The following is a 20,910-nucleotide window of genomic DNA, read 5'->3' as shown; positions in this document are numbered from 1 at the left end:
CATCGACCGATCGAGTCCGATTTCAGCTACTCGGCGGCATGGGTTGAGACTACCTTTTCGTTCATGGCGAGAATTCCGGCCCATCCGCAAGTGCTGCCACCGCATCTCGATTGGGAGACCTGCGATCGGGCGAGACTGGCGCGTGCCCACGCGTTCGACGGCCTGTTCTTCTCCGGCGTTCGCTCGACGCGGATCTATTGCCGGCCGGTCTGTCCGGTTCGCCCGGCTCGCTCCGAGAACGTCACCTTCTACGCGACCGCCGCCGCCGCCGAGCGGGCCGGCTTTCGCCCCTGCCTCCGCTGCCGGCCGGAAGCTGCGCCGGGATCGCCGGCCTGGATGGGCACGGCCACCACCGTTGCGCGCGGGATGCGCCTGATCAATGACGGCTTTCTGGATCGTGCATCCATGGCGGAGCTTGCCGTGACCCTTGGCATCGGCCCGCGCCATCTCCTGCGCCTGTTCATGCGCCATGCCGGCGCAAGTCCCAGCGAGATTGCGGCGACACGGCGCGTGCAGGAAGCCAAGCGCCTGATCGACCAGACCGATATGACATTGGCCGAGATCGCCTTCGCGGCGGGCTTCGGCAGCGTTCGCCGCTTCAACGATGCCTTTGCCGCGACCTACAAGCGGCCACCATCGTCATTTCGCCGTCGGCGATAGGCGTCGCGAAGGTGCAAGTCAGCGCCGAAGAGATCAGCCGATCTGCTTCTCGCCGTGCCGCTCCGACAGCGTGAAGATTTCGACGCCCGTGGCGGTGACGCCGACGGAGTGCTCGAATTGCGCCGACAGCGAGCGGTCGCGGGTCACCGCGGTCCAGCCGTCGGACAGGATCTTCACATGCGGCTTGCCGAGATTGATCATCGGCTCGATGGTGAAGAACATGCCGGGCTTGAGCTGCACGCCTTCGCCGGGGCGGCCGATATGGATGATGTTGGGCTCGTCGTGGAACATGCGGCCGAGGCCGTGGCCGCAGAAATCACGCACCACGCTCATGCCCTGCGGCTCGACGAAGCTCTGGATGGCGTGGCCGATGTCGCCGGTGGTGGCGCCGGGCTTCACGGCGGCGATGCCGCGCATCATCGCCTCATAGGTCACCTCGATCAGCCGCTCAGCCTTGCGCGCGATCGGGCCGATCGCATACATCCGGCTGGAATCGCCGTACCAGCCGTCGACGATGAAGGTGACGTCGATGTTGACGATGTCGCCTTCCTTCAGCGGCCGGTCGCCGGGCATGCCGTGGCAGACCACGTGGTTGAGCGAGGTACAGGTCGAGTAGCGATAGCCGCGATACATCAGCGTCGCCGGATAGGCGCCGTGGCTGAAGGCGAACTCGCGGACGAACTCGTCGATGCGCGAGGTCGGCACGCCGGGGCCGACGATGTCGGTGAGCTCGTCCAGGCACTTCGCCACCAGCGCTCCCGCCTTGCGCATGCCAGCAAAGGCGCTTGGGCCATGCAGCTTGATCTGTCCGGTCTTGCGGAGGGAGGTGTCGGTGGCTTCGACGTAGCTCATCTGGTTGCGATCTTTGGGCTCGAGGCTGCTCGCGATGCGGCGGAAGGGCTTGATTTCATGCCCTAATCTAATGATCGCGGGCCTTCATGCAAGCCAAGCTTGGCCGCCTTGCGCCGGAAAGGCGGCTCAATTCGGGACTTCTACGGTGGTTTCGACCGGCAGGGCGCCGCCGCGGACGCGGATTTCGCGGACGGGGTAGGGAACCCGGATGCCCTCGCGCTTGAAGGCGTCCCACAGCGCCAGCATGACGTCGCTCCTGACGTTGTCCATACCGTCGGGGTCGGCCAGCCAGAGAGTCAGCGAGAACTTCATTCCGGCCTCTGCAAACTCGGTCAGGATGCAGTTCGGCGGCTTGCCCTTCTGCGCGCGCGGATGGGCGGCGGCGGTCTCGATCGCGAGCTTGCAGACGAGCCTTGGGTCGGCGTCGTAATTGGTGCTGAAGGTGATCTTCACCAGCGTATTCTTGTCGGTATAGGTCCAGTTGACGACCTTCTGCGTCACCAGATCCTCGTTTGGCACCAGGAATTCACGGCCGTCGCCGGCGGCAACAGAAATATAGCGCGTCTTCATCGCGCTGATGCGGCCGGTATTGTCGCCGATCGTGACGAGGTCACCGGGCTTCACCGACTTGTCGGCGAGCAGGATGATGCCCGAGATGAAGTTGGCGACGATCTTCTGCAGGCCGATACCGATGCCGACGCCGACCGCGCCGGAGAACACGGCGAGCGCCGAGAGGTCGATGCCGACCGCGCCGAGCGCAATCACGATGGCGACGGCGAGGAGGCCGATCCGGATGATCTTGACCAGCAGCACCTGCACCGACGGCGTCAGATCGGTCGTCGAGTTGATCCGGCTCTCGGCGAAATTGCTCGCGATGTTGGTGAGCCAGAGCGCGATGATCAGAAGCGCGCCGGCCTTGATCAGCAGCAGCGGCGTCAGCCGCAGGCCGCCGAGCACAATCGCGTAGGAGTCGAGCAGGTCCACCGTCGTATCGAGCTCGCCGATGATGGAGAGGGCCGCGACGAACCACGCCGCGACCGACACCATCTGGACGATGAAGGCGTTGCGCAGCACCGAGGTCACGAGCCGGATCGCGAGCCAGGCCAGCCCCAGCTTCGCGGCGACCATCAACAGATAGCTCCGGCTCGGCCAGGTCGCATGATACATCACCACGCGGGAGATGATCACGAGCAGGGTGAACACCGCCGTGGAGGCACTGGACACCATCACACGGGCAAAGTGACGGAGCGGCAGCGGCCAGCGTATCGCGAGGCACGTCATGTCGACGCGGTTACGGATGCCGGCTTCCGCGGCATAGGCGATGCCGGCTGCGGCCAGGATCAGTCCAAACTGCAGGTAGAACCAGGGCGATAAGATCTCGGCCCCGACGCTGCGCGCGGTGGTCTGCGCGAACTCCATGAGGTCTTTGAGGTCCATGTCCATTCAGGCGGTTCTCGTCGGCGATCAGGCGGGAAGGATGATTCGAGGACGCCGCAGAATCCCACAAAGGGCGCGGCCGGACCATCGATACACCGCCATGTGATACGAGTTAAGGCCGCAAAATACGGGCAGATTGCCGCGAGCGGTCGAAAATGGGTTGGCGCGGCAGTGCGACGACGATAAGGATGCATGAGCAGGATGGTTGCTGGTCTTCACGTCGCCCCGCTTGCGGGGAGAGGTCGGATCGCATCGAAAGATGCGATCCGGGTGAGGGGGACTCTCCGCGAGTCCGTCTGTCACCGTCCCTGCGGAGACTCCCCCTCACCCCACCCTCTCCCCGCAAGCGGGGCGAGGGAGCGCCCAGCCAGTGCCCTCTGAACTGAATCGCGTCGATCTCTTGGAGTAACCCGCAGCACCGCATGGCTTCTCTCGACTCGGTCAGCATCGCCATTCTGCTCGGCGCCGTCCTGGTGATGGCCGGCATTCTCTCGAGCCTGCTCGCGCTGCGCTTCGGCGCACCGCTGCTGCTCGTCTTCCTCGCGATCGGCATGCTGGCCGGCGATTCCGGCCCCGGGCAGCTCCAGTTCGACGACGTGCGCACGACCTATCTGGTCGGTTCGGTGGCGCTCGCCCTGATCCTGTTCGACGGCGGCCTGCGGACGCGGTTTGCGAGCATCCGCACCGTGCTCGCGCCTTCGGTGGTGCTGGCGACCGTCGGCGTGCTGCTCACCGCGCTGATTACCGCTCCCTTCGCCAAATACGCGCTCGATCTGAACTGGTCGGAGTCGCTCCTGGTCGGCGCCGTGGTCGCCTCGACCGACGCCGCCGCGGTGTTCCTTCTGGTGCACACCCAGGGCCTGCGCCTGCGCCCGCGCGTCGGGGCGACGCTGGAGGCGGAGTCCGGCACCAACGATCCTTTCGCGATCTTTCTCACGCTCATGCTGGTGGAATACATCTCGCTGGGGTCGGGCACGGCGAGCCATGTGCTGTTCGAATTCATCCAGGAGGCCGTACTGGGTGCCGTCGTCGGCGTGATCGGCGGACGCTTGGTGGTCATCGCTCTCAATCAGGTGGCGCTGCCGCAGGGCCTGCATGCGCCATTCGTCACCACGGCGGCGCTCGTCATCTTCGGCGGCTCGCAGATCATGCACGCTTCCGGTTTCCTCGCGGTCTATCTCGCCGGTATCATCATCGGCAACCGTCCGACGCGCGCCCATAATTCGGTGGTGACCTTCCTCGACGCAGCGACCTGGCTCGCGCAGATCGTGATGTTCGTTCTCCTCGGCCTCCTGGTCTCGCCGCAACGGCTCGGCGCAAGTGCGTTGCCGGCCGTCGAGGTCGCCTTCGTGCTGATGCTGATCGCGCGGCCGCTGGCGGTCTTTCTCTGCCTTGCGCCCTTTCGCTTCAACTGGCGCGAAAAGATCTTCATCGCCTGGACGGGCTTGCGCGGTGCAGTCGCGATCTTCCTTGCGTCCATTCCGATGCTGGTCGGGCTGTCGAAGGCCTATCTCTATTTCGACGTCGCCTTCGTCGTCGTCATCATTTCCCTGCTGCTGCAGGGCTGGACGTTGGCGCCCGCCGCGCGGAAGCTGCACGTGGCGCTGCCGCGCGCCGAGCGTGGTCCACGCCGCGTCGAGCTGGACTTGCCCGGCCAGCTCGAGCAGCAGCTCGTCGGCTATTCCGTCAGGTCCAAGAGTCTCTATTTCCGCCGCGGCCTGATTCCGTCCTGGTCCAAGCCGACACTGGTGATCCGCAACCAGAGCATTTTGACGCCCACCGAAGCCGATCCGATCGCGCCGGGCGACTATATTTATCTGCTCGCCCCGCCGGAAAAGGCCGAATCCCTCGACCGCTTCTTCGTCGACATGCAGCCGAGCTCGGCGCCGGATCCGCATCTGCTGGGTGACTTCATGGTCTCCGGCGAGCACACGCTCGCCGAGCTCGCCGAGATCTACGGCGTGAAGGTGAGCGAGGATGAGGGCAGGCTGACCCTGGCCGATTATTTCGACGTTCACCTCGACCGCGCACCGAAGGAGGGCGCGGAGCTCGCGCTCGGCGAGATCGTGCTGGTGGCCCGCTCGATCTCCGGTGGCCGCGTCAACGTCGTCGGCCTGCGCCTGCCGGAGGACGAGGAGAAGCCCGAACCCGTGACGCGCGCACAGGCCCTGCGGCGCAAGCTCGCCGACCTCTGGACGTCGGTGGCGGGGATTTAGTCCGCTCTTTGTCATTCCGGGGCGCGCGTAGCGCGAACCCGGAATCCATTTCACCGCGGAATAGGCGACGAAATAGCTTCCGGGCTCGCCCTTCGGACGCCCCGGAATGACGAGTGTGGGTACGCGGGAACCTGCCACCAAATCGCCGCAACCGCCGAAAGTTTCCGCTGTTCCCTGAGGGTTGCAACCGGAACGCATGCCCGTGCGGCTCGTTCTTAGCCGCATAACGGTCAACCTATGTGACAGGAGCAGTCCATGCGAAAACTCATCTTGCCAGCCATTGTCGCGATCGGCCTCGGATCGGCCGTGCCGGCGATGGCCTATGACACAGGCGACCAGATCTCGATGCAGGTCGCGCTCGATGTCGCGACCGACATCGGCGTTGTGACGGTCTCGCACACGAACTTTCTCGGCGACGAATGGGAGATCGACGGCCGCGACCGCACCGGTCGCTGGATGGAGGTCTATGTCGACGCCAGGACCGGCGACGTGCGCAACGTCGAGCGCGGGTGGTAGGCCCTCATGATCGCGGAATGACGCGATGAAATAGCGTCATTCTCACCTGTCGTCCCGGGGCGCGCGAAGCGCGAGCCCGGGACCCATAACCACAGGGAGTAGTTGGACGAAGGCTCGTGGTTACCAGTCTCGCGCCACAATTTTTCCCTGTGGTTATGGGTCCCCGCGTTCGCGGGGACGACGGCTGCGAGTGGGGCCCGCAGATTGCCTCTAGCCAGCCACCGCCCTCACGACAACACCTTCACCCCGCCGAACGAGGTCACCCGACCCTGCTTCAGCATCACGATCTGCGTCGCGAGCTGGCGCAGCTCGGCGACGTCGTGGCTGACATAGACCATCGGCACATTGGCCTCGTCGCGCAGCCGCACCAGGTAGGGCAGGATCTCGAGCTTGCGGCCTTCGTCCAGCGCGCCGAGCGGCTCATCGAGCAGCAGCAGGCGCGGCTTTGACAGCAGCGCGCGTCCGAGCGCAACGCGCTGGCGTTCGCCGCCGGAGAGTTTTCCGGGGCGGCGATCGAGCAGGGCGCCGATGTCGAGCAGGTCGACGATGCGCTTGTGCTGCGCGGGATCGAGCGCAAGGCCGTTCATGCGACGGCCGTAGTCGAGGTTCTGCGCGACGTCGAGATGCGGAAACAGCCGCGCGTCCTGGAAAACATAGCCGATGCGACGGCGATAGGTCGGGACATGGATGCCCGCCGCGGTATCGTCGACGACGTCGCCGTCGATCGCGATGGTGCCGCGGTCCGGACGCAAGAGGCCGGCGATCATGTTGACGAGCGAGCTCTTGCCGGCGCCGGAAGCGCCGAACAGGCCGGTGACGCGTCCCTCGCTGGTGAAGGATGCGTGCAGCGAGAACTCACCAAGGCGTTTTTCGACGTCGACGCGCAGCATGGTCAGTTTCCATGCAGCCGCGCGGTGGCGCGGCGGGCGAACCATTCGGCGGCGATCAGCGCACCGAGCGCGAGCACGATCGAGATGATGACGAGCCGGCCCGCGGCCGCGTCGCCATCGGGCGTCTGGATCAGCGAATAGATCGCCGACGAAATCGTCTGGGTCTCGCCGGGAATGTTGGAGACGAAGGTGATGGTGGCGCCGAACTCGCCGATCGCCTTGGCGAAGCCGAGCACCATGCCGGCCAGCACGCCGGGCAGCGCGAGCGGCAGCGTCACCGTGAAGAAGACCTTCCAGGGCGCGGCGCCCAGGGTCTCGGCCGCCTGCTCGAGCCGGCGATCGATCGCCTCGATCGACAGCCGCATCGGCCGCACCAGAAGCGGAAACGCCATCACGCCGCAGGCAAGCGCCGCGCCGGTCCAGCGGAAGGCGAAGACGATGCCGAGATAATCGGCGAGAAAGCCGCCGACGAGGCCGCGGCGGCCGAAGGTGAGAAGCAGGAGATAGCCGGTGACCACCGGCGGCAGCACCAACGGCAGGTGCACCAGCGCATCGATGACCGATTTGCCCCAGAAGTCGCGGCGGGCGAGCAGCCATGCCAGCGCAATGCCGAACGGCGTCGCCACCAGCGTCGCGATGACGGCGACCCTGAGCGAGAGCAGGATCGCCGTCCATTCCGCAGGCGTGATCTCGGACATCAAGCCGCAAACATCAGGTTGTCGGGCTGACCAGGAACTTGAAGCCGTATTTCTCCAGAATGGTCTTGGCCGCCGACGAGCGCAGGAAGGCGAGATAGTCGCTGGTCTCCGGCTTCGCGGTCGTGGTCGCCGCGACCGGATAGATGATCGCGGGATGCGAGTCCGCCGGGAAAGTGCCGACGATCTTGACGCCGGGCTCGACCTTGGCGTCGGTCGAATAGACGATGCCGAGCACGGCCTCGCCTCGCGCCACCAGCGTCAGCGCGGCGCGCACGCTCTCGGCCATGGCGAATTTCGGCTCCGCGGCCTGCCAGGCGCCAAGCTTCTCCAGCGCGGCCTTGGCATATTTGCCGACCGGCACCGACTTCACGTCGCCGGTCGCGATTTTGCCATCGCCGGCGAGCTTTGCGAGGTCGAAGCCCTGCGCGATCGTGACGTTGTTGATCTCTGAGTCCTTCGGCGCGATCAGCACGATGCTGTTGCCGAGCAGGTTGACGCGGGTCGGCTCGTTGATGGTCTTCTTGCTGACGGCGTAGTCCATCCAGTCGGTGTCGGCGGAAACGAACACGTCGGCCGGCGCGCCCTGCTCGATCTGCTTGGCGAGCACCGAGCTCGCGGCATAGCTGACACTGAACTTGATGCCGGTCTTGGCGGTGTAGGCGGCGTCGATCTCGTCGAGCGCGTTCTTCATCGAGGCGGCGGCGAACACGGTGATGGTCTTGTCCTCGGCGGCGGCGGGCGAAAGGCTCGCGCCCGCGAGGATCACGAAAGCGGTGAAAAGTCCGGCAATACGAAACATGGGGTGCGCTCCGTGCGAGATCGCGCGCAATCGCACGCGCAGATCTAGCGTTGGGTGGGTCATGCATTGCGACGGGCGGAAGCGCTGTTCCACGGGTCCCCGCAACGGCTTACGGCCGACGGGGATATCGCATATGCGAAGATAGCAGGCCGAGGCTTTAGGGCAAAGGCGACCGTTTGTCTAACGCATGATCCGCACCCGAAGGGGCCGCGTGCGCGCAAAGTGCGCGGCGGTTTTCCGAAAAGATCATGCGCAAACAACAGCGTAACGGGCCTATTGCGTCGGCAGGATCGCGATCGAGACCGCATTGTCCTTGGCCCCGCTGATCTGAAGCACGAAGGGCTGCGCCGCAAGCTCGTATTTCATGGTTTTGCGGATGCCGTCGCAATCGGTCGCGCCGCTGAACGCTACGGGCTTGAGGAAATGCCCATCCTGCACCAGGTCGACCCAGGCGCCGGCCGAGAGGCTGACCGTGTAAAGCCCCGCCTTGGGCGCGGTCTTGAAGCTCGCAAAGCCGGCAAAGGTGCCCTCCTTCGGCGCACGCTCCGGGGGCGTCGGCAGCTTGGCGTCCGCGGGTGCGACCAGCGTCAGCGTGACGGCGGACGACGGCAGCGCCACCTGTTCGCTGCCTGACACCAGCTTCGCACGGTCCGGCGCGGTGAGCGCGGCGCGCTCGCGCTCGATCGGCCATTTGAACTTGTCGCAGCCGCTCGGTTCTTCGGCCGCCAGAGCGGAGGTCGCACCGAGCGAGAGCGCAGCGAGGATGGTGAGGGCGCGCATGTCAGGTCTCATCGTTGGCCGCGCGGAAGACGCGGGGCTTGCGGTCAGGCTTGTTGAACAGCGGGAGGCGCATCCCGACAGGCCCGCCCGGCTTACGGCGGAGCGGCAAGCCGATCCTAGCGCATTCGCGCGGTGCGAACCAACTCTCTAGTTCGTCATCCTGGATCTGCGCTTATGCTTGTCCGGGACGACAGCCGTGGGTTGGCGGCAGCGTGCAGATGTATGCTACGGCTTCGCATCCGGCGCGCGCAGCACGGCTTTGCAGGCGGCGGGCATCTGCGCCAGCGTCATTGGCGGCTTTGGCTTGGGAGGGATCGGTGGCGGTTTCGGGTGCAGCACCGAGTCCTTGAACCAGTAGTCGAGGTCGGCGGGCTTGCAGCCTTCGTCCTCGGACTGTGGCTTCTGTCCCTCGCATTCGGTCGCGCCCGGCGGACAGCGCATGCGGATGTGGAAGTGATAGTCGTGACCCCACCAGGGCCTGATCTTCGACAGCCAGGAGCGGTCGCCCTTGGCCTCGCGGCACAGCGCCTTCTTGATCGCGGCATTGACGAAGATGCGCTGCACGGCGGGCTCCTGCGCTGCGTCGCGCAGCACCTGCACATGTCCGGGCGTAAACACGCGCGGATCGATGTCGAGCCGGTCCTCGCGCACCATCATCACCGCCGACATCTCCTCGCGCTCCTCGCGCGAGAGCCGGCGGTCGGGCATCGGCGTCAGCCAGATGTCGGCATCGAGGCCGATCTGGTGGCTGGCATGGCCTGACAATGCAGGGCCGCCGCGCGGCTGGCCGATGTCACCGACAAGGATGCCGGGCCAACCGGCATCCCTGTGCGCCCTGGCCGCGAGTCGCTTGATCAGTGCGATCATGTCGGGATGGCCCCAGTTGCGATTGCGCGACAGCCGCATCACCTGCCAATTGTCGCCGTTGAGCGGCATCTGCGCGGCGCCGCCGATGCAGCCCTTGGCGTAGTTGCCGATCACATGCGCGGGGCCGGTCGAGGGCAGGAGTTTGCGCGCGAACAGCTCCTTGGCGCCGAGCTTGGGATCGTTGGGGTTGGCGAGCGGCGGCAATGGCTTCGGAGCGACGCTGCCCTTGTCCTGGGCCAGCGCGGCGCCGGCGTGCAGGAGAGCCAACAGGAGCAGGAGAGGGGTGATGCGGCGGGGACTCATGCTGATGCTGTTATAGCCGAACACTGCGTCAGGGTTAAGAATGAGTGCGACCCTGTTCGCGCTGGTCCAGCGCGAGCTTGCGCGCAACACCACGATCCACATTTCCAACTCACCTCGCCGAAAGTCGCAGTCCGCAGGACCGCATTTTAACGTCGCGATAACCCTGTCCTGCGCTGACAAAAATTCGTGCGTTGGGCGAGAAGCGGCCGCGTTCTGCATACAAGAGGGCGCCTCTTCGGAATTGGTTCATGTGAAGAGCGTGTTTTTGCGTCATCTCGCTCTCCGATTGCGACGAAGGGATCAGCTTCGTGCGCTGGATGAGGCTGCCGAGCCTCGCAAACGGGCAAAGAGCTGCCGCCTCGTCAGCGTAAGAGCACGCGCACCGTTGCCGAGGCTGCCGAACATTACTGTTTTTTCAGACACTTGCCTGAAGACTTGCGGTCGCTGGGCGCGAGTGGGGCGTGTGACGTTGAGTTTGGGGTCTCGAAAAGCAAGAAAACGAAAGCGGTCGGCCTGGACCGGCAGGCGCACGCGCACGACCGGCGCGATTGCGCCAACTCCGCAAAGCTCATCCGTCGAGATCGACGAACTCATGCGCAGCCGCGCGGAGACCGCGATCGCGGACGCGCGCAAGTCCCATGAGCGCCTGCGCCAGGCGATCGACATCCTGCCGCAGGGCATCGTCTTTCTCGATGCCGAAGGCCGCTACGTTCTCTGGAACAGGAAATACGCCGAGATCTACAGCAAGACCGCCGATCTCTTCGAACAAGGCGCGCGCCTCGAAGATACGCTGCGCATCGGCGTCGCGCGCGGCGACTATCCCGAGGCGATCGGCCACGAGGACGAGTGGATCGCCGAGCGGTTGCAGAAGCTCTATCAACCGGGCGGACGCCATGAGCAGAAGCTGGCCGATGGCCGCGTCATCCTGATCGAGGAGCGGCTGACCGACGACGGAGGTGTCGTCGGCCTGCGCGTCGACATCACCGAATTGAAGCGGCGCGAGGCCTCGTTCCGTCTGCTGTTCGATGGCAATCCCGTTCCCATGATCGTCTGCGCACGCGACGACGAGCGCATCCTCGGCGTCAACGATGCCGCGGTCGCCCATTACGGCTACAGCCGCGCCGAGTTCGAGAAGCTCACGATCCGGTCCTTGCAGGCGTTCGACAGCCAGCCGCCCTGGACCGCCGACCGCTCCAGCGAGGAGCAGGCCGCCCGCACCTGGAAGCACGTCAAGGCCGACGGCGCGCTGATCGACCTTGCGATCTATTCGCGCGAGCTGACCTATGCCGAGCGGCCCGCGGTGCTGCTCGCGCTGATGGACATCACCGAGCGCAAGCGCGCAGAGGCGCGACTCGCCTTCATGGCCCAGCATGACGGGCTGACCGGCCTTCCGAACCGCAACCTGCTGCGCCAGCAGATGGACGAGATGCTGCTGCACACGCGCCGCAGCGCCGAGAAGGTCGCGGTGCTGATGCTGGGGCTCGACAATTTCAAGGCGGTCAACGACACGCTGGGACATGCGATCGGCGACAAGCTGCTGCGCGGCGTATCCAAGCGGCTGCGCTCGACGCTGCGCGAGGAGGATGCGCTGGCACGGCTGAACTCGGACGAGTTCGCGATCGTGCAGAGCGGGCTGACGCGCCCCGAGGACGCGGTGATGCTGGCGAAGCGCCTCCTCGAGGCCATCGCCGATCCCTATCTGCTCGACGGTCATTCCGTGGTGATCGGCGCCTCCATCGGCATTACGATGGCGCCCGGCGACGGCGATGATTCGGAGAAGCTGCTCAAGAGCGCCGACATGGCGCTGTCGCGTGCCAAGACCGATGCCCGCGGCACATTCGCGTTCTTCGAGGCCGCGCTCGATGCCAGGGCGCAAAGCCGCCGCAAGATCGAGGTCGAGCTGCGCGATGCGATCCAGAACGACGTGCTGCGGCCCTATTACCAGCCGCTGGTCGATCTCTCGAGCGGACGCATCACCGGCTTCGAGGCGCTGGTGCGCTGGCCGCATCCGGAGCGTGGCATGGTCTCGCCGGCCGAGTTCATTCCGGTCGCCGAGGACACCGGGCTGATCAATCCGCTTGGCGGATTGATGCTGCGCCGCGCCTGCCTGGATGCTGCGACCTGGCCGGACGACGTCCGTGTCGCCGTCAATCTGTCGCCGCTCCAGTTCCGCAGCGGAAATCTGCTCTCGATCGTGACCGACGCCCTGAAGCAGTCTGGCCTGCCGCCGCGGCGGCTCGAGCTCGAGATCACCGAGACGCTGCTGCTCGAGAAGAGTGCCCAGGTGCTGGCGACGCTGCATGCGCTGCGCGCGCTCGGCGTGCGCATCTCGATGGATGATTTCGGCACCGGCTATTCCAGCCTCAGCTATTTGCGCAGCTTCCCCTTCGACAAGATCAAGGTCGACCAGTCCTTCGTGCGCGATCTCGGCGCCAACCGCGAGGCGCAGGCGATCATCCGCTCGATCGTCAGCCTCGGCAAGGGCCTGGGGGTCACCATCACCGCCGAAGGCGTCGAGACCGAGGCCGAGTTGAGCTGCCTCCGCGCCGAAGGCTGTGACGAGGGACAGGGTTTTCTGTTCAGCAAGGCCCGGCCCAACGCCGAGATCATCAGCTTGCTGGCAGCGCAGCGCGGGATCGACGGCGACGACGCAGCCTTAGTGGCCTAGCGTCTGGACGTCCACCTCCAGGACGTTGACGCGCGCACTTGCAATTGTAATTGGCTTTTTCGGGCTCTTTATCACGGCTGTCGTAGCGGGAATTGCGGTCCACGCCATGCGCTCCGCGCTAACCGATGGCGGGAGTGACGGTGAGCGATCCCAGTAGCGACGAGGTGATCGAGTAAGTGTGGTCAAGCGTCGGAATTAACCACCAACTCTGATTCAATTTTAATAAGACAATAATGCTGCTTGTTAGCGTAAACCGCGCAGATCAACGTTGCAGCGCGGCCATTTTCTGGACGTCGGCGGGACCGGGAAACTGACTCCGTAAAGCGCGATCGCAATCGCTGCGGTCGTTCGATGGGAAGTTGCCTTCTCATTTGGAGCGTCTCGTCATGATCGAACGTCGTGCCATGAAGCGCATACCGATCAACCGGGCGGCGCTGCTGTCATTTGATGAAATTCGTGGGCCTCATCCATGCATGGTGCGCGATATGAACGCCTTGGGGGCCTGCATCTCCGCGCCGTACTACATATTTGCCAACGAATTTGTGCTGTCGTTCGACGGTCATTCCGGAATCTTCATCTGCCGTGTCGTGTGGAGAAAGGGGACGCTTTGCGGTGTTTCCTTCCTCCTGCGTCGTCGCGCGCCGAGATTGGCGAACGATTCCGGCGAGCCCACAAATGTGGTGCGACTTGATCGCCAGATCGCGTACCGCGGCGGGCGTCCTTAGCTTGGAAGCGTCCGCATAACTCTCGCGCGCCGACGCGCGCCGCTAGGCGGCGTCGCGCAGACCCGCCAGAAACGTATCCACGCTCTTCATCAGCGCCGACGCGTGCTGGCCGAGCTCACCCGATGCGACCATGACATTGCCGGCGAGCGCACGCGATTGATCTGCGGCCTGGCTGGCGCCGGCGACATTGGCCGAGACGTCGGTCGTGCCGGCGGAGGCCTGCTGCACGCTGCGGGCGATCTCCCGTGTCGCCGAGCCCTGCTCCTCGACGGCCGCCGCGATGGTGGTGGCGATGCCACTGATCTCGCGGATGGTGTCGCTGATGCCGGAGATGGCGGTGACGCAGTTGCCGGTCGCCGCCTGGATCGCCGTGACCTGGCTCGCGATCTCGTCGGTCGCCTTCGCGGTCTGGCTGGCCAGTTCTTTCACTTCGGACGCAACGACCGCAAAGCCGCGGCCGGCCTCGCCGGCGCGGGCCGCCTCGATCGTGGCGTTGAGCGCCAGCAGATTGGTCTGGCTTGCGATCTCGCTGATCAGGCGCAGCACGTCGCCGATGCGCTCGGCGGCGCTGGCGAGGCTCGTGACCATCTCCGTCGTCTCGGTGGCCTTGACCACCGCGCCGCTCGCGACCTGGCTGGAATGGGTGACCTGACGGCCGATCTCGCTGACCGACGACGCCAGTTCCTCGGTCGCCGCAGCGACGGCGCTGACGCTGGTCGAGGCTTCCTCGGAGGCCGTTGCCGCGGCGGATGCGCGCTGTGAGGTGCCGTTGACGCTCGTGGTGATCTCGCCGGCGACATTTTGCATCCCCTCGGTCGCCTTGGCCACCGCTGCGACCACGCCCTTGACGTCGGCTTCGAAGCGATCGGCCATCTGACGCTGCAGCGCCTGCTTCTCGATCTCCGCCTTGGCCTTGGCAGCCTCTTGCGCCTCGCGCAGCGTGCCCGCCTCGAGCATGTTGCGGCGGAACACGTCGACCGCCTTGGCCATGGTGCCGAGCTCATCCGGGCGCTCGCTGCCGGGAATGGTGACGCTGGTGTCGCCGCTCGAGAGCCGGTTCATGACCGCGGTGATCGCTGTGAGGGGCCGCGACAGGCCGCGTCCGAGCAGCAGCGCCAGCAGGATCGCGACCGCAAGGATCGCGACCGTGCCGAGGATCAGATTGCGCTCCGCCGTGGCGAACGCGGCCTCATATTCGGTCGTGTCCTTGATGATTTCGAGCACGCCGACCGGCTGACCGGCATAGTTCTTGATCGGTCCGGCATAGACCTCGACAGGATGGCCGTCGAGCTCGGCCTCCCGCAGCAGCGGCGGACCGTCGATCGCCGCCTTCAATTCGTCCGGCCTGGCGATTGCGTTGTCGCCGAAAGTCGAAGACAGCTTGTTCAGCGACTGGCCGTCGACGGAGTAGACGGCGAGATCGATGCCGAAACGCTTCTTGGCGCGGTCGACGAATTCCTTGCCGAAGGCGGCGCCGACGTCGACATTGGCGAGGTTTTTTCCGTCGCGGACGATCGGCGTCATGCCGAAGATGCCGAGGGCTTCCCGGCCCGGCTCGACGCCGACGATCGGGCGACCGGTCTTGAGGGCCTCGACCACGGTGGCGCGGCGGGCGGAGACGTCGTCACCAAAGCTCTTGGGGGTGTGGACGCGGAAGAAGGAGATCGCCGGGGGAAGCTGGAAGGTGATGAGCGGAATGCCCTGCGCCTTCAGCGCCTTGTTGGCGTCGCCGAGCAGCGTGAGCAGGCTGTCGCGGTCGCCCTTGGCGATGGCGTCGCCGACCGGCGGCAGCGCCGCGATCGCGGACGAGACCGCCAGCGCGGCGCGCCCCTCATAGTCGATCGCCGCGATCACGCTTTCATATTGCAGCTTGAGCTGCTGATCGAGCGCGAGCCGTGTCAACGCCCGCTGCTGGGTAATCGAAAAGCCGGAGAGGATGGCGCAGGCAACCGCAACGGTGAGCGCGATGGCGAGAATCAGGCGAGCGGCAATCGACTTGATCTTGGGCATCGAAAATTCCCGGCATTCCAGATCTTGATCTTGGTTTTGCGGAAAGGTCTCAGAAAATGCTTAACAACAAACGCGGCCCGGCCCCCGTGATTCAACGGAGCCGCTACCATGCTTTTGCATGACTCAATGCAGTAATGCGCATGGAGAAGTTGGTCATTCCGCGTATCGCGAGACGAAGCGCCGCAGTTTCATCCGCCCGGATCAACGGCCCTCGGCCAGGATCAACTTGCCGACATCCTCGTAATGCGTGTCGCGCGCCTGGATCTGCTGGGCGATCGCGTGCATGTCACGAAATCGTCGCTCGAACGGATTGCTGCGGAACACGGCGGTCGCGCCCGCCATGTGATAGGCGGCGTCGACCACCCTGGCCGACTGATGGATGGTCCAGGTCGCGGCCAGCCGGACCGCGGTGCGGTGTGCATTGCTGAACTCGCCGGTCGCGCTGAGGTCACGCCACATCGCGTTCGCCGTCGCGTAGAGATAGGCGCGGGCCGCGCGAAGATCGCCTTCGGTGCGTCCGATCAGGCCCTGGACGGCCTGATTGTCGCGCATCGCGCTCGCGGCGAGCGACTGATGCTTTCCGCGCGCCAGCGCAATGGCGGCCTCGAGGGTGGCGCGTGCCACCCCGAGCGAGACCGCGGCAAATCCGAGGCTGAAGGCCGAGCCGGTGCCGAGCCTGTAGATCGGCCCCGGCTCGCGCAAAGCCTGGGGCACATCACGAAACGTCGCGAAGCGCTCGGGGATGAAGAGGTTACGCACTTCATAGGAATCAGTCCCGGTGCCGGCGAGCCCAATCGCGTTCCAGACGTCGTGGAGCGTCGCGCTCGCAACCGGAAACAGGATGGTGCGCACCTCCGGCGAGCCGTCGGCATGCCTGCGCGGCGTGCCGTCCCCGCTGAGGATGCGGACGTGGGCGCCCAGCCAGTTCGCCTGGCGCGAGCCCGAGGCAAAATCCCAGCGCGCGGTGGCGCGATAGCCGCCCTCGACCGCGCGCGCCTCATGCGCGATCGCGCCCCAGGCGAGGATGCCGGGCGGCGTATTGAAAATCTCATGTGCGGTGTCGTGGTCGAGCGAAGCGGCGATCATCGCGCAGACGCTGCACTGGCCGAGACACCACGCGGCCGACGCATCCGCCTTCGCGATCTCCTCCAGCATCTGCATGAAAACGTCGGGCGCAGCCTCGGCGCCGCCGAGGCTCTGCGGCAGCAGCGCGCGATAAAGCCCGTTCTCGATCAGCGCTGAAACGACGGCTGGCGTCAGCCGCCGCGTCCGCTCGATCTCATCCGCCTCGCCCGCAATCAGCGGTGCAAGTGCCCGTGCCCGCTCGACGAGGCTAACCCCCGGAGTTGCGTCCATGCGCGCGTTTCCTCGCCCATTCTGTCGCGAGCGATAAGAAGCACGATGGTGGTCTATTTGGTGGGCAGGATCAAGGTGGCGCCCCCGTCATTCCGGGCTCGCGCCAACAGACGCGCCGGGATCGCTGCAGCATCGTTGAAGCGCAGCGAAATCCGGGGCTCTGGTTTCAGCGAATGCAATCATCCCGGATTGCGCTCCGCTCCATCCGGGCTACACGAAAGTTTTGGAGCAAAGCGGGCACAGCCAGCTCGTACTCCCTATGGATCCATCGAGAACGACCCAAAGCCGATGTGACCCCGCGCACTCTGGTCGGTGCATACGCGGCAAACCGGCCTTGGGCCTTGGGAACGGAACTGTCTTGCGTCAGTCCTCGTCCTCGGACAGCGCACGACGCCGATCTACGGCCTCACTCATATCGTGCAGTACAAAGATCGCGAGGGCCGCCAAGCGCTGCCTCTGTTCTTGACCAAGCGTTTTGTAGAGTGGCTGCCACGCCTCGGCGAGCTTATCCAGATCGGCTGATCGTTGAGCCAATGCTTCGGACCGTCGCTGCAAAAAGGCGATGGGGTCACGATTGCGCATCGCTTCGACACGGCTTTCGTCGGCCCGTCGACCCACCGTTTCCTGAATCTTTGCAATACGCGCCTTTCGATCCTCCGCCCTGGCACGAATAGCGCTCTCTACAGGCGGCCAAAGCTTTTCCTGGTCGGGTGTCAACTGCAGCGCGGCCTTCACGAGATCAATCCTCATGTCAGTCAGATTGTTCCGGTCGGTCGCATTCAAGCGTTCCGGAGACGCGGGAGCAGAGGTTTGCGCGTTTTGGGCGTTGGCAATCGAGGATGCGGTAAGGAAGAGTGCGGTTGTACCGGCCACGACGATCTTCAACATCGGCGATCTCCCTGGATAAGAGGCCCCCAAAGCAGACCGAAAAGTGGTCACGCACCGTATGGTTCAGTTGACTTAAATCAAAGGAGCCGGAGAAGTTTTTTGGTGCGTACTGACGGAGCTTCTGGACGCCCGCAGTAGCTTGCGCGCGCGGTGTCAGGCGGCGCGCTGGTTGTGTCGCGACGAGAGATTCGGGCACAACACGAGCTTGCCCTCGAGGCCGCCGGCCTCGAGGCGGCGGTGAGCATCGGCGACCTGGTCGAAGGAGATCCGCTCGGCGATGCGCGGCCGGATGGCACCTTTTGCCAAAAGCCCGAACAGCCGCTCGAGGTCCTCCTTGAACCAGGTGGGATGCCGCGCCCGCATTGCATTTACGGAGTAGAAGCGGGCCCGCTTGCTGCCGGACAGCAATCTCCACAAGTAAAGGCGCGCGATCTCCATCACGATGGGAAGCATGCGACGCTGTGCCTGCACGCTCGCCGAGAAGCCGATGGCACAGAGCAGACCGCCTGGCTTGAGCGCCGCGTATGAGCGGCGATAGCCGTCTTCGCCAACGCCGTCGACGATGACGTCGAACCCTCCCGGCAGGACCCGTGTGAAGTCCTCATGCTCGTAGTCGATCGGCGTTGCCCCTAGCTCTCGGACGAGCGCCATGTGCTCGCCGCGCGCGGTGCCCCACAGCTCGAGGCCGGCCAGTCTCCCGAGCACGAGCAACGCCTGGCCGACGGCGCCGGCGGCGCCGTGCACGAGCACGCGCTGACCTCGCTGGACTCGGGCGGCGCGGTAAAGAAGCTGATATGCGGTCGTCCAGCTCAAGATGAGCGTGGCCGCCTCCGCGGCGTCTACGCCCACCGGCACACGAGCCACGTCGTTCGCCCGCAGCGTGCGATAGTCGGCGTTTGACCCGACCACCGTCATGTCGGCCACGCGCTCGCCAATCTGAAAGTCGCGCACGCCTTCGCCGAGCTGATCGATCTCCCCGACCACGTCGTAGCCCATGACGAACGGCGGCCGGAGGCGCATCGTTTGCGGGTATAGATGACGCCTGATCAACACCTCGGTGTAGTTGAGGCTCGACGCGAGGACCCGCACCCGCACCTCGCCCCGGCCGGCGGTCGGCAGCGGAGCGTCGACCACCTCCAGCCTCTCGGGATCACCGAAGCGGCTGACTTGAACAACGCGATTGCGCGGCTCCATCATGGGCGATCAACTTGCAATGTCGCAATCCAGCGCAAGGACGCGGGCACACTTCCTCGACACCTTTACATCGCCACGTCGGCAAGCATCTAGAATATGGCCAGCCTGAAGTTCCACCTTGACCTGGCTCAAATCTGCCAGGCCCCCAGCAGACTGCGAAATCGCCGCGGCGTTTGCCACGTCCCGGAAATTGGAACTCCCTATGATGTTACCCATACGCATTTTGCAATTGTGCCGCGGTGCGCCTGAATCTAAGTCCCCGATGATCCCCGAGACGAGAATTCGGATCGCGGATCGCGTTTGGAGATTTGTTTTTGAGATTGAGAGCTTCCGCGGCTGAATTGGATTTCGGAGCGCGTAGCGTCGGCGGATTTAAACAAAGTTTGAGGCTGCCGCCCTATGCCGCTCGAAATGCGATGCGTCGGATGGAGCGCGGCGGGCCACAGTGACGCTTCCCAGCGGAATTGGTAATCGACTTCTGGCAGCATTACCGGCGGCGGACTTCGATCTGCTGGCGCCAGAGCTGGAGACGGTCGCGCTCGAGCGGGATTCGGTCGTGTCGCAGGCGGGTGACCAGACCGAACACCTCTTCTTCCCTCATAGTGGCGCCATCTCGGTGATGGTCGACATGGCGAACGGGCAGACGGTCGCCAGCGCCGCGATCGGGCGCGAGGGAGCGGTCGGCACTCTATCCGTGCTGGGGCCGTCCCCTGTAGCCGTTACCGCCATCGTTCGTGCCGCGGGCACCGCCTCGCGGATCCCCGCATCGCGGTTCCACACCGCTTTCGGCCGGAGTCCCGCGATCCGCCACGCAGTCCAGATTCACTTCAAGGCGATGCTGATACAGTTTCAAATCGGCGGGGCCTGCAATGCGCTGCATCCGGTCCAAGCTCGCATGGCACGCTGGCTGCTCCAGCTTCGCGATCGCATCGACGATGACGTCCTCCCGCTCACCCAGGAGGCGCTGTCGCAAATACTGGGTGTGCGACGGCCGACGGTGACGCTCCTGATGCGCAATCTGCGCGCTTCCGGAGCGATCAGATCCGAACGGCGAGGCGAGATCGAGATCGACCAATTGCGGCTCGCAGAGGCGGCATGCGAATGCCGCGATACCATGCGTCTCGAACTCGAAGATATCTTCTCGACGAACCTCGCCTGATCTCTTATCCACCTCCAGGTGCGTTCCTGCCGATCAGACCAAAGACGATCATGACGAGGCTGATGGCGCCGACAGCTCCCGAGGCCTGCCCGACGGTCCGCATCAGGGCGACAGGATCATTGGACCACGGCGTCATGTCCCACATGGACAGGAAGTACAAGACGGCGAGCACCAGCAGCACCGTGCCGAGCAAGCAAAGAAGATCGAGCCCGCACCCTCCTCGGAGTCACCGGATCGGACGGCAGGCACGGTCGAGCAGACCCGTCCCGCCCCCACTGAACAGTCAAAGAAAATGACGGCCGGTGAGGCCGAGCAAGCACCATCCCAGCAAAAGGTGGGGCAGGACTGCGACTAAGCGCGGGGACAATGATTTCGGTTTGCGATTAGGGGGCCGAAAGGCCCCCTTTGAGAGTCCAATCGCGCTCCCCAAAGAGACCAAGAGGGAGGCCGCAAGCGGCCTGCCTGAGAGCCTTCACTTAAGCTTTGTTCCGGCGTCGTTCCGGGTGCATACTGGTTCCATCACCGCACACGGCACCGTTGCGTCGATCGGTGATGAGAACGCCGGTTGCGCTCCCGCCCAATTCACGTAGGGAAAGGAGAGTGCCATGGGACGACGCTCACACTCCCACACATTTGACGACAATCTGAATGCGGAGAGAGCCCGCATCATCGCGGAACTGGAAAACACACAGCCAGGACCGCAACGTGATCTTCTAGAAAGCAAACTGCGCCAGCTCGAAACCGCTTCTAATATAGACGAGTGGCTGACGTCGCCGGGCCTGCAACCTCCTGAAGAATAGGGCCGCCTCAGTTGGTGGCCTCTCGTTTGTGAAAGGGGGTCAGCAGATGCAAGAGTACCGCGCACATGTCATGGACCTCGACGGGCATATCG

Annotated in this window: 19 protein-coding genes; 7 read left to right on the top strand and 12 right to left on the bottom strand. The window is 64.8% G+C overall.

The genetic code is table 11. The features are described from left to right. Positions 1-63: 63 nt before the first annotated feature. A complete protein-coding gene (locus tag AXW67_RS15260; RefSeq protein WP_063678542.1) occupies positions 64-660 on the top strand; it encodes a bifunctional transcriptional activator/DNA repair enzyme AdaA in 597 nt (198 codons plus the stop codon). A gap of 33 nt (positions 661-693) precedes the next feature. On the opposite strand, the gene map is transcribed toward AXW67_RS15260, so the two are convergent. Then, complete coding sequence (gene map / locus AXW67_RS15255) at positions 694-1,512, bottom strand: type I methionyl aminopeptidase (protein WP_027553528.1); 819 nt, start codon at positions 1,510-1,512, stop codon at positions 694-696. A 126-nt stretch (positions 1,513-1,638) separates the two neighbouring features. Next, positions 1,639-2,955: a mechanosensitive ion channel family protein gene (locus AXW67_RS15250; RefSeq protein WP_063678541.1), complete on the bottom strand. Its 1,317-nt coding sequence runs from the start codon at positions 2,953-2,955 to the stop codon at positions 1,639-1,641. 416 nt (positions 2,956-3,371) lie between these two features. Between AXW67_RS15250 and AXW67_RS15245 the strand changes: the two genes are divergently transcribed. Together AXW67_RS15245 and AXW67_RS15240 are read left to right on the top strand one after the other, a co-directional pair. Then, a complete protein-coding gene (locus tag AXW67_RS15245) occupies positions 3,372-5,165 on the top strand; it encodes a potassium/proton antiporter (protein WP_063678540.1) in 1,794 nt (597 codons plus the stop codon). Positions 5,166-5,420: 255 nt separating this feature from the next. Then, positions 5,421-5,681, top strand: a complete 261-nt coding sequence (locus AXW67_RS15240) for a PepSY domain-containing protein (RefSeq protein WP_063678539.1) — start codon at positions 5,421-5,423, stop codon at positions 5,679-5,681. Between the two features lie 227 nt (positions 5,682-5,908). On the opposite strand, the gene modC is transcribed toward AXW67_RS15240, so the two are convergent. The 5 genes from modC to mepA form a co-directional block, all read right to left on the bottom strand. Continuing rightward, entirely contained in the window at positions 5,909-6,571 is a 663-nt protein-coding gene (modC, locus tag AXW67_RS15235; RefSeq protein WP_063678538.1) for a molybdenum ABC transporter ATP-binding protein, read from the bottom strand. A gap of 2 nt (positions 6,572-6,573) precedes the next feature. After that, complete coding sequence (modB, locus tag AXW67_RS15230; protein ID WP_027553533.1) at positions 6,574-7,269, bottom strand: molybdate ABC transporter permease subunit; 696 nt, start codon at positions 7,267-7,269, stop codon at positions 6,574-6,576. A gap of 13 nt (positions 7,270-7,282) precedes the next feature. After that, a complete protein-coding gene (gene modA, locus AXW67_RS15225) occupies positions 7,283-8,068 on the bottom strand; it encodes a molybdate ABC transporter substrate-binding protein (RefSeq protein ID WP_063678537.1) in 786 nt (261 codons plus the stop codon). 273 nt (positions 8,069-8,341) lie between these two features. Then, a complete protein-coding gene (locus AXW67_RS15220) occupies positions 8,342-8,848 on the bottom strand; it encodes a hypothetical protein (RefSeq protein ID WP_063678536.1) in 507 nt (168 codons plus the stop codon). A gap of 225 nt (positions 8,849-9,073) precedes the next feature. Further along, positions 9,074-10,018 carry a penicillin-insensitive murein endopeptidase gene (gene mepA / locus AXW67_RS15215; RefSeq protein WP_063678659.1) on the bottom strand — a complete coding sequence of 315 codons (945 nt, stop codon included), beginning with the start codon at positions 10,016-10,018 and terminating at the stop codon, positions 9,074-9,076. 547 nt (positions 10,019-10,565) lie between these two features. Between mepA and AXW67_RS15210 the strand changes: the two genes are divergently transcribed. After that, complete coding sequence (locus AXW67_RS15210; RefSeq protein ID WP_063678658.1) at positions 10,566-12,686, top strand: putative bifunctional diguanylate cyclase/phosphodiesterase; 2,121 nt, start codon at positions 10,566-10,568, stop codon at positions 12,684-12,686. Positions 12,687-13,072: 386 nt separating this feature from the next. Next, the gene (locus AXW67_RS15205) at positions 13,073-13,411 is read left to right on the top strand and encodes a hypothetical protein (protein ID WP_063678657.1); all 339 of its coding nucleotides are present in this window, start codon (positions 13,073-13,075) and stop codon (positions 13,409-13,411) included. Between the two features lie 42 nt (positions 13,412-13,453). On the opposite strand, the gene AXW67_RS15200 is transcribed toward AXW67_RS15205, so the two are convergent. The 4 genes from AXW67_RS15200 to AXW67_RS15185 form a co-directional block, all read right to left on the bottom strand. Continuing rightward, entirely contained in the window at positions 13,454-15,421 is a 1,968-nt protein-coding gene (locus tag AXW67_RS15200) for a methyl-accepting chemotaxis protein (protein WP_063678535.1), read from the bottom strand. Between the two features lie 201 nt (positions 15,422-15,622). Further along, positions 15,623-16,777 (bottom strand): acyl-CoA dehydrogenase family protein, encoded by a 1,155-nt coding sequence (locus tag AXW67_RS15195; RefSeq protein ID WP_063678534.1) that lies wholly within the window; start codon positions 16,775-16,777, stop codon positions 15,623-15,625. A gap of 363 nt (positions 16,778-17,140) precedes the next feature. Continuing rightward, entirely contained in the window at positions 17,141-17,665 is a 525-nt protein-coding gene (locus AXW67_RS15190) for a Spy/CpxP family protein refolding chaperone (protein ID WP_063678533.1), read from the bottom strand. Between the two features lie 153 nt (positions 17,666-17,818). After that, entirely contained in the window at positions 17,819-18,862 is a 1,044-nt protein-coding gene (locus tag AXW67_RS15185) for a medium chain dehydrogenase/reductase family protein (RefSeq protein ID WP_063678532.1), read from the bottom strand. A gap of 442 nt (positions 18,863-19,304) precedes the next feature. Between AXW67_RS15185 and AXW67_RS15180 the strand changes: the two genes are divergently transcribed. Beyond that, positions 19,305-20,018, top strand: coding sequence for a Crp/Fnr family transcriptional regulator (locus AXW67_RS15180; RefSeq protein WP_027553544.1), 714 nt, complete (start codon positions 19,305-19,307; stop codon positions 20,016-20,018). Positions 20,019-20,022: 4 nt separating this feature from the next. Here the strand turns inward: AXW67_RS15180 and AXW67_RS15175 are convergent, their stop codons facing one another. Beyond that, positions 20,023-20,211 (bottom strand): hypothetical protein, encoded by a 189-nt coding sequence (locus AXW67_RS15175; RefSeq protein ID WP_063678531.1) that lies wholly within the window; start codon positions 20,209-20,211, stop codon positions 20,023-20,025. A 412-nt stretch (positions 20,212-20,623) separates the two neighbouring features. Here AXW67_RS15175 and AXW67_RS40505 point away from each other — a divergent pair, with 412 nt between their 5' ends. Continuing rightward, positions 20,624-20,818, top strand: a complete 195-nt coding sequence (locus AXW67_RS40505; protein WP_082907896.1) for a hypothetical protein — start codon at positions 20,624-20,626, stop codon at positions 20,816-20,818. Positions 20,819-20,910: the final 92 nt, after the last annotated feature.

This window comes from Bradyrhizobium neotropicale (assembly GCF_001641695.1).
GTDB classification, from domain to species: Bacteria; Pseudomonadota; Alphaproteobacteria; order Rhizobiales; family Xanthobacteraceae; genus Bradyrhizobium; species Bradyrhizobium neotropicale.
The sequence above is the reverse complement of the archived record's forward strand: the minus strand, read 5'-3'. Positions and strand labels throughout refer to the sequence as shown.

What these genes read in the sequence shown, in the direction of transcription:
- AXW67_RS15245 (WP_063678540.1), top strand. Translation starts at nt 3,372, where the DNA reads ATGGCTTCTCTCGACTCGGTCAGCATCGCCATTCTGCTCGGCGCCGTC.
- AXW67_RS15195 (WP_063678534.1), bottom strand. Translation starts at nt 16,777, where the DNA reads ATGGACGCAACTCCGGGGGTTAGCCTCGTCGAGCGGGCACGGGCACTT.
- modA (WP_063678537.1), bottom strand. Translation starts at nt 8,068, where the DNA reads ATGTTTCGTATTGCCGGACTTTTCACCGCTTTCGTGATCCTCGCGGGC.
- AXW67_RS15250 (WP_063678541.1), bottom strand. Translation starts at nt 2,955, where the DNA reads ATGGACATGGACCTCAAAGACCTCATGGAGTTCGCGCAGACCACCGCG.
- AXW67_RS15220 (WP_063678536.1), bottom strand. Translation starts at nt 8,848, where the DNA reads ATGCGCGCCCTCACCATCCTCGCTGCGCTCTCGCTCGGTGCGACCTCC.
- AXW67_RS15200 (WP_063678535.1), bottom strand. Translation starts at nt 15,421, where the DNA reads ATGCCCAAGATCAAGTCGATTGCCGCTCGCCTGATTCTCGCCATCGCG.
- mepA (WP_063678659.1), bottom strand. Translation starts at nt 10,018, where the DNA reads ATGAGTCCCCGCCGCATCACCCCTCTCCTGCTCCTGTTGGCTCTCCTG.
- AXW67_RS15205 (WP_063678657.1), top strand. Translation starts at nt 13,073, where the DNA reads ATGATCGAACGTCGTGCCATGAAGCGCATACCGATCAACCGGGCGGCG.
- modB (WP_027553533.1), bottom strand. Translation starts at nt 7,269, where the DNA reads ATGTCCGAGATCACGCCTGCGGAATGGACGGCGATCCTGCTCTCGCTC.
- modC (WP_063678538.1), bottom strand. Translation starts at nt 6,571, where the DNA reads ATGCTGCGCGTCGACGTCGAAAAACGCCTTGGTGAGTTCTCGCTGCAC.
- AXW67_RS40505 (WP_082907896.1), top strand. Translation starts at nt 20,624, where the DNA reads ATGGGACGACGCTCACACTCCCACACATTTGACGACAATCTGAATGCG.
- AXW67_RS15260 (WP_063678542.1), top strand. Translation starts at nt 64, where the DNA reads ATGGCGAGAATTCCGGCCCATCCGCAAGTGCTGCCACCGCATCTCGAT.
- AXW67_RS15190 (WP_063678533.1), bottom strand. Translation starts at nt 17,665, where the DNA reads ATGTTGAAGATCGTCGTGGCCGGTACAACCGCACTCTTCCTTACCGCA.
- map (WP_027553528.1), bottom strand. Translation starts at nt 1,512, where the DNA reads ATGAGCTACGTCGAAGCCACCGACACCTCCCTCCGCAAGACCGGACAG.
- AXW67_RS15240 (WP_063678539.1), top strand. Translation starts at nt 5,421, where the DNA reads ATGCGAAAACTCATCTTGCCAGCCATTGTCGCGATCGGCCTCGGATCG.
- AXW67_RS15185 (WP_063678532.1), bottom strand. Translation starts at nt 18,862, where the DNA reads ATGATGGAGCCGCGCAATCGCGTTGTTCAAGTCAGCCGCTTCGGTGAT.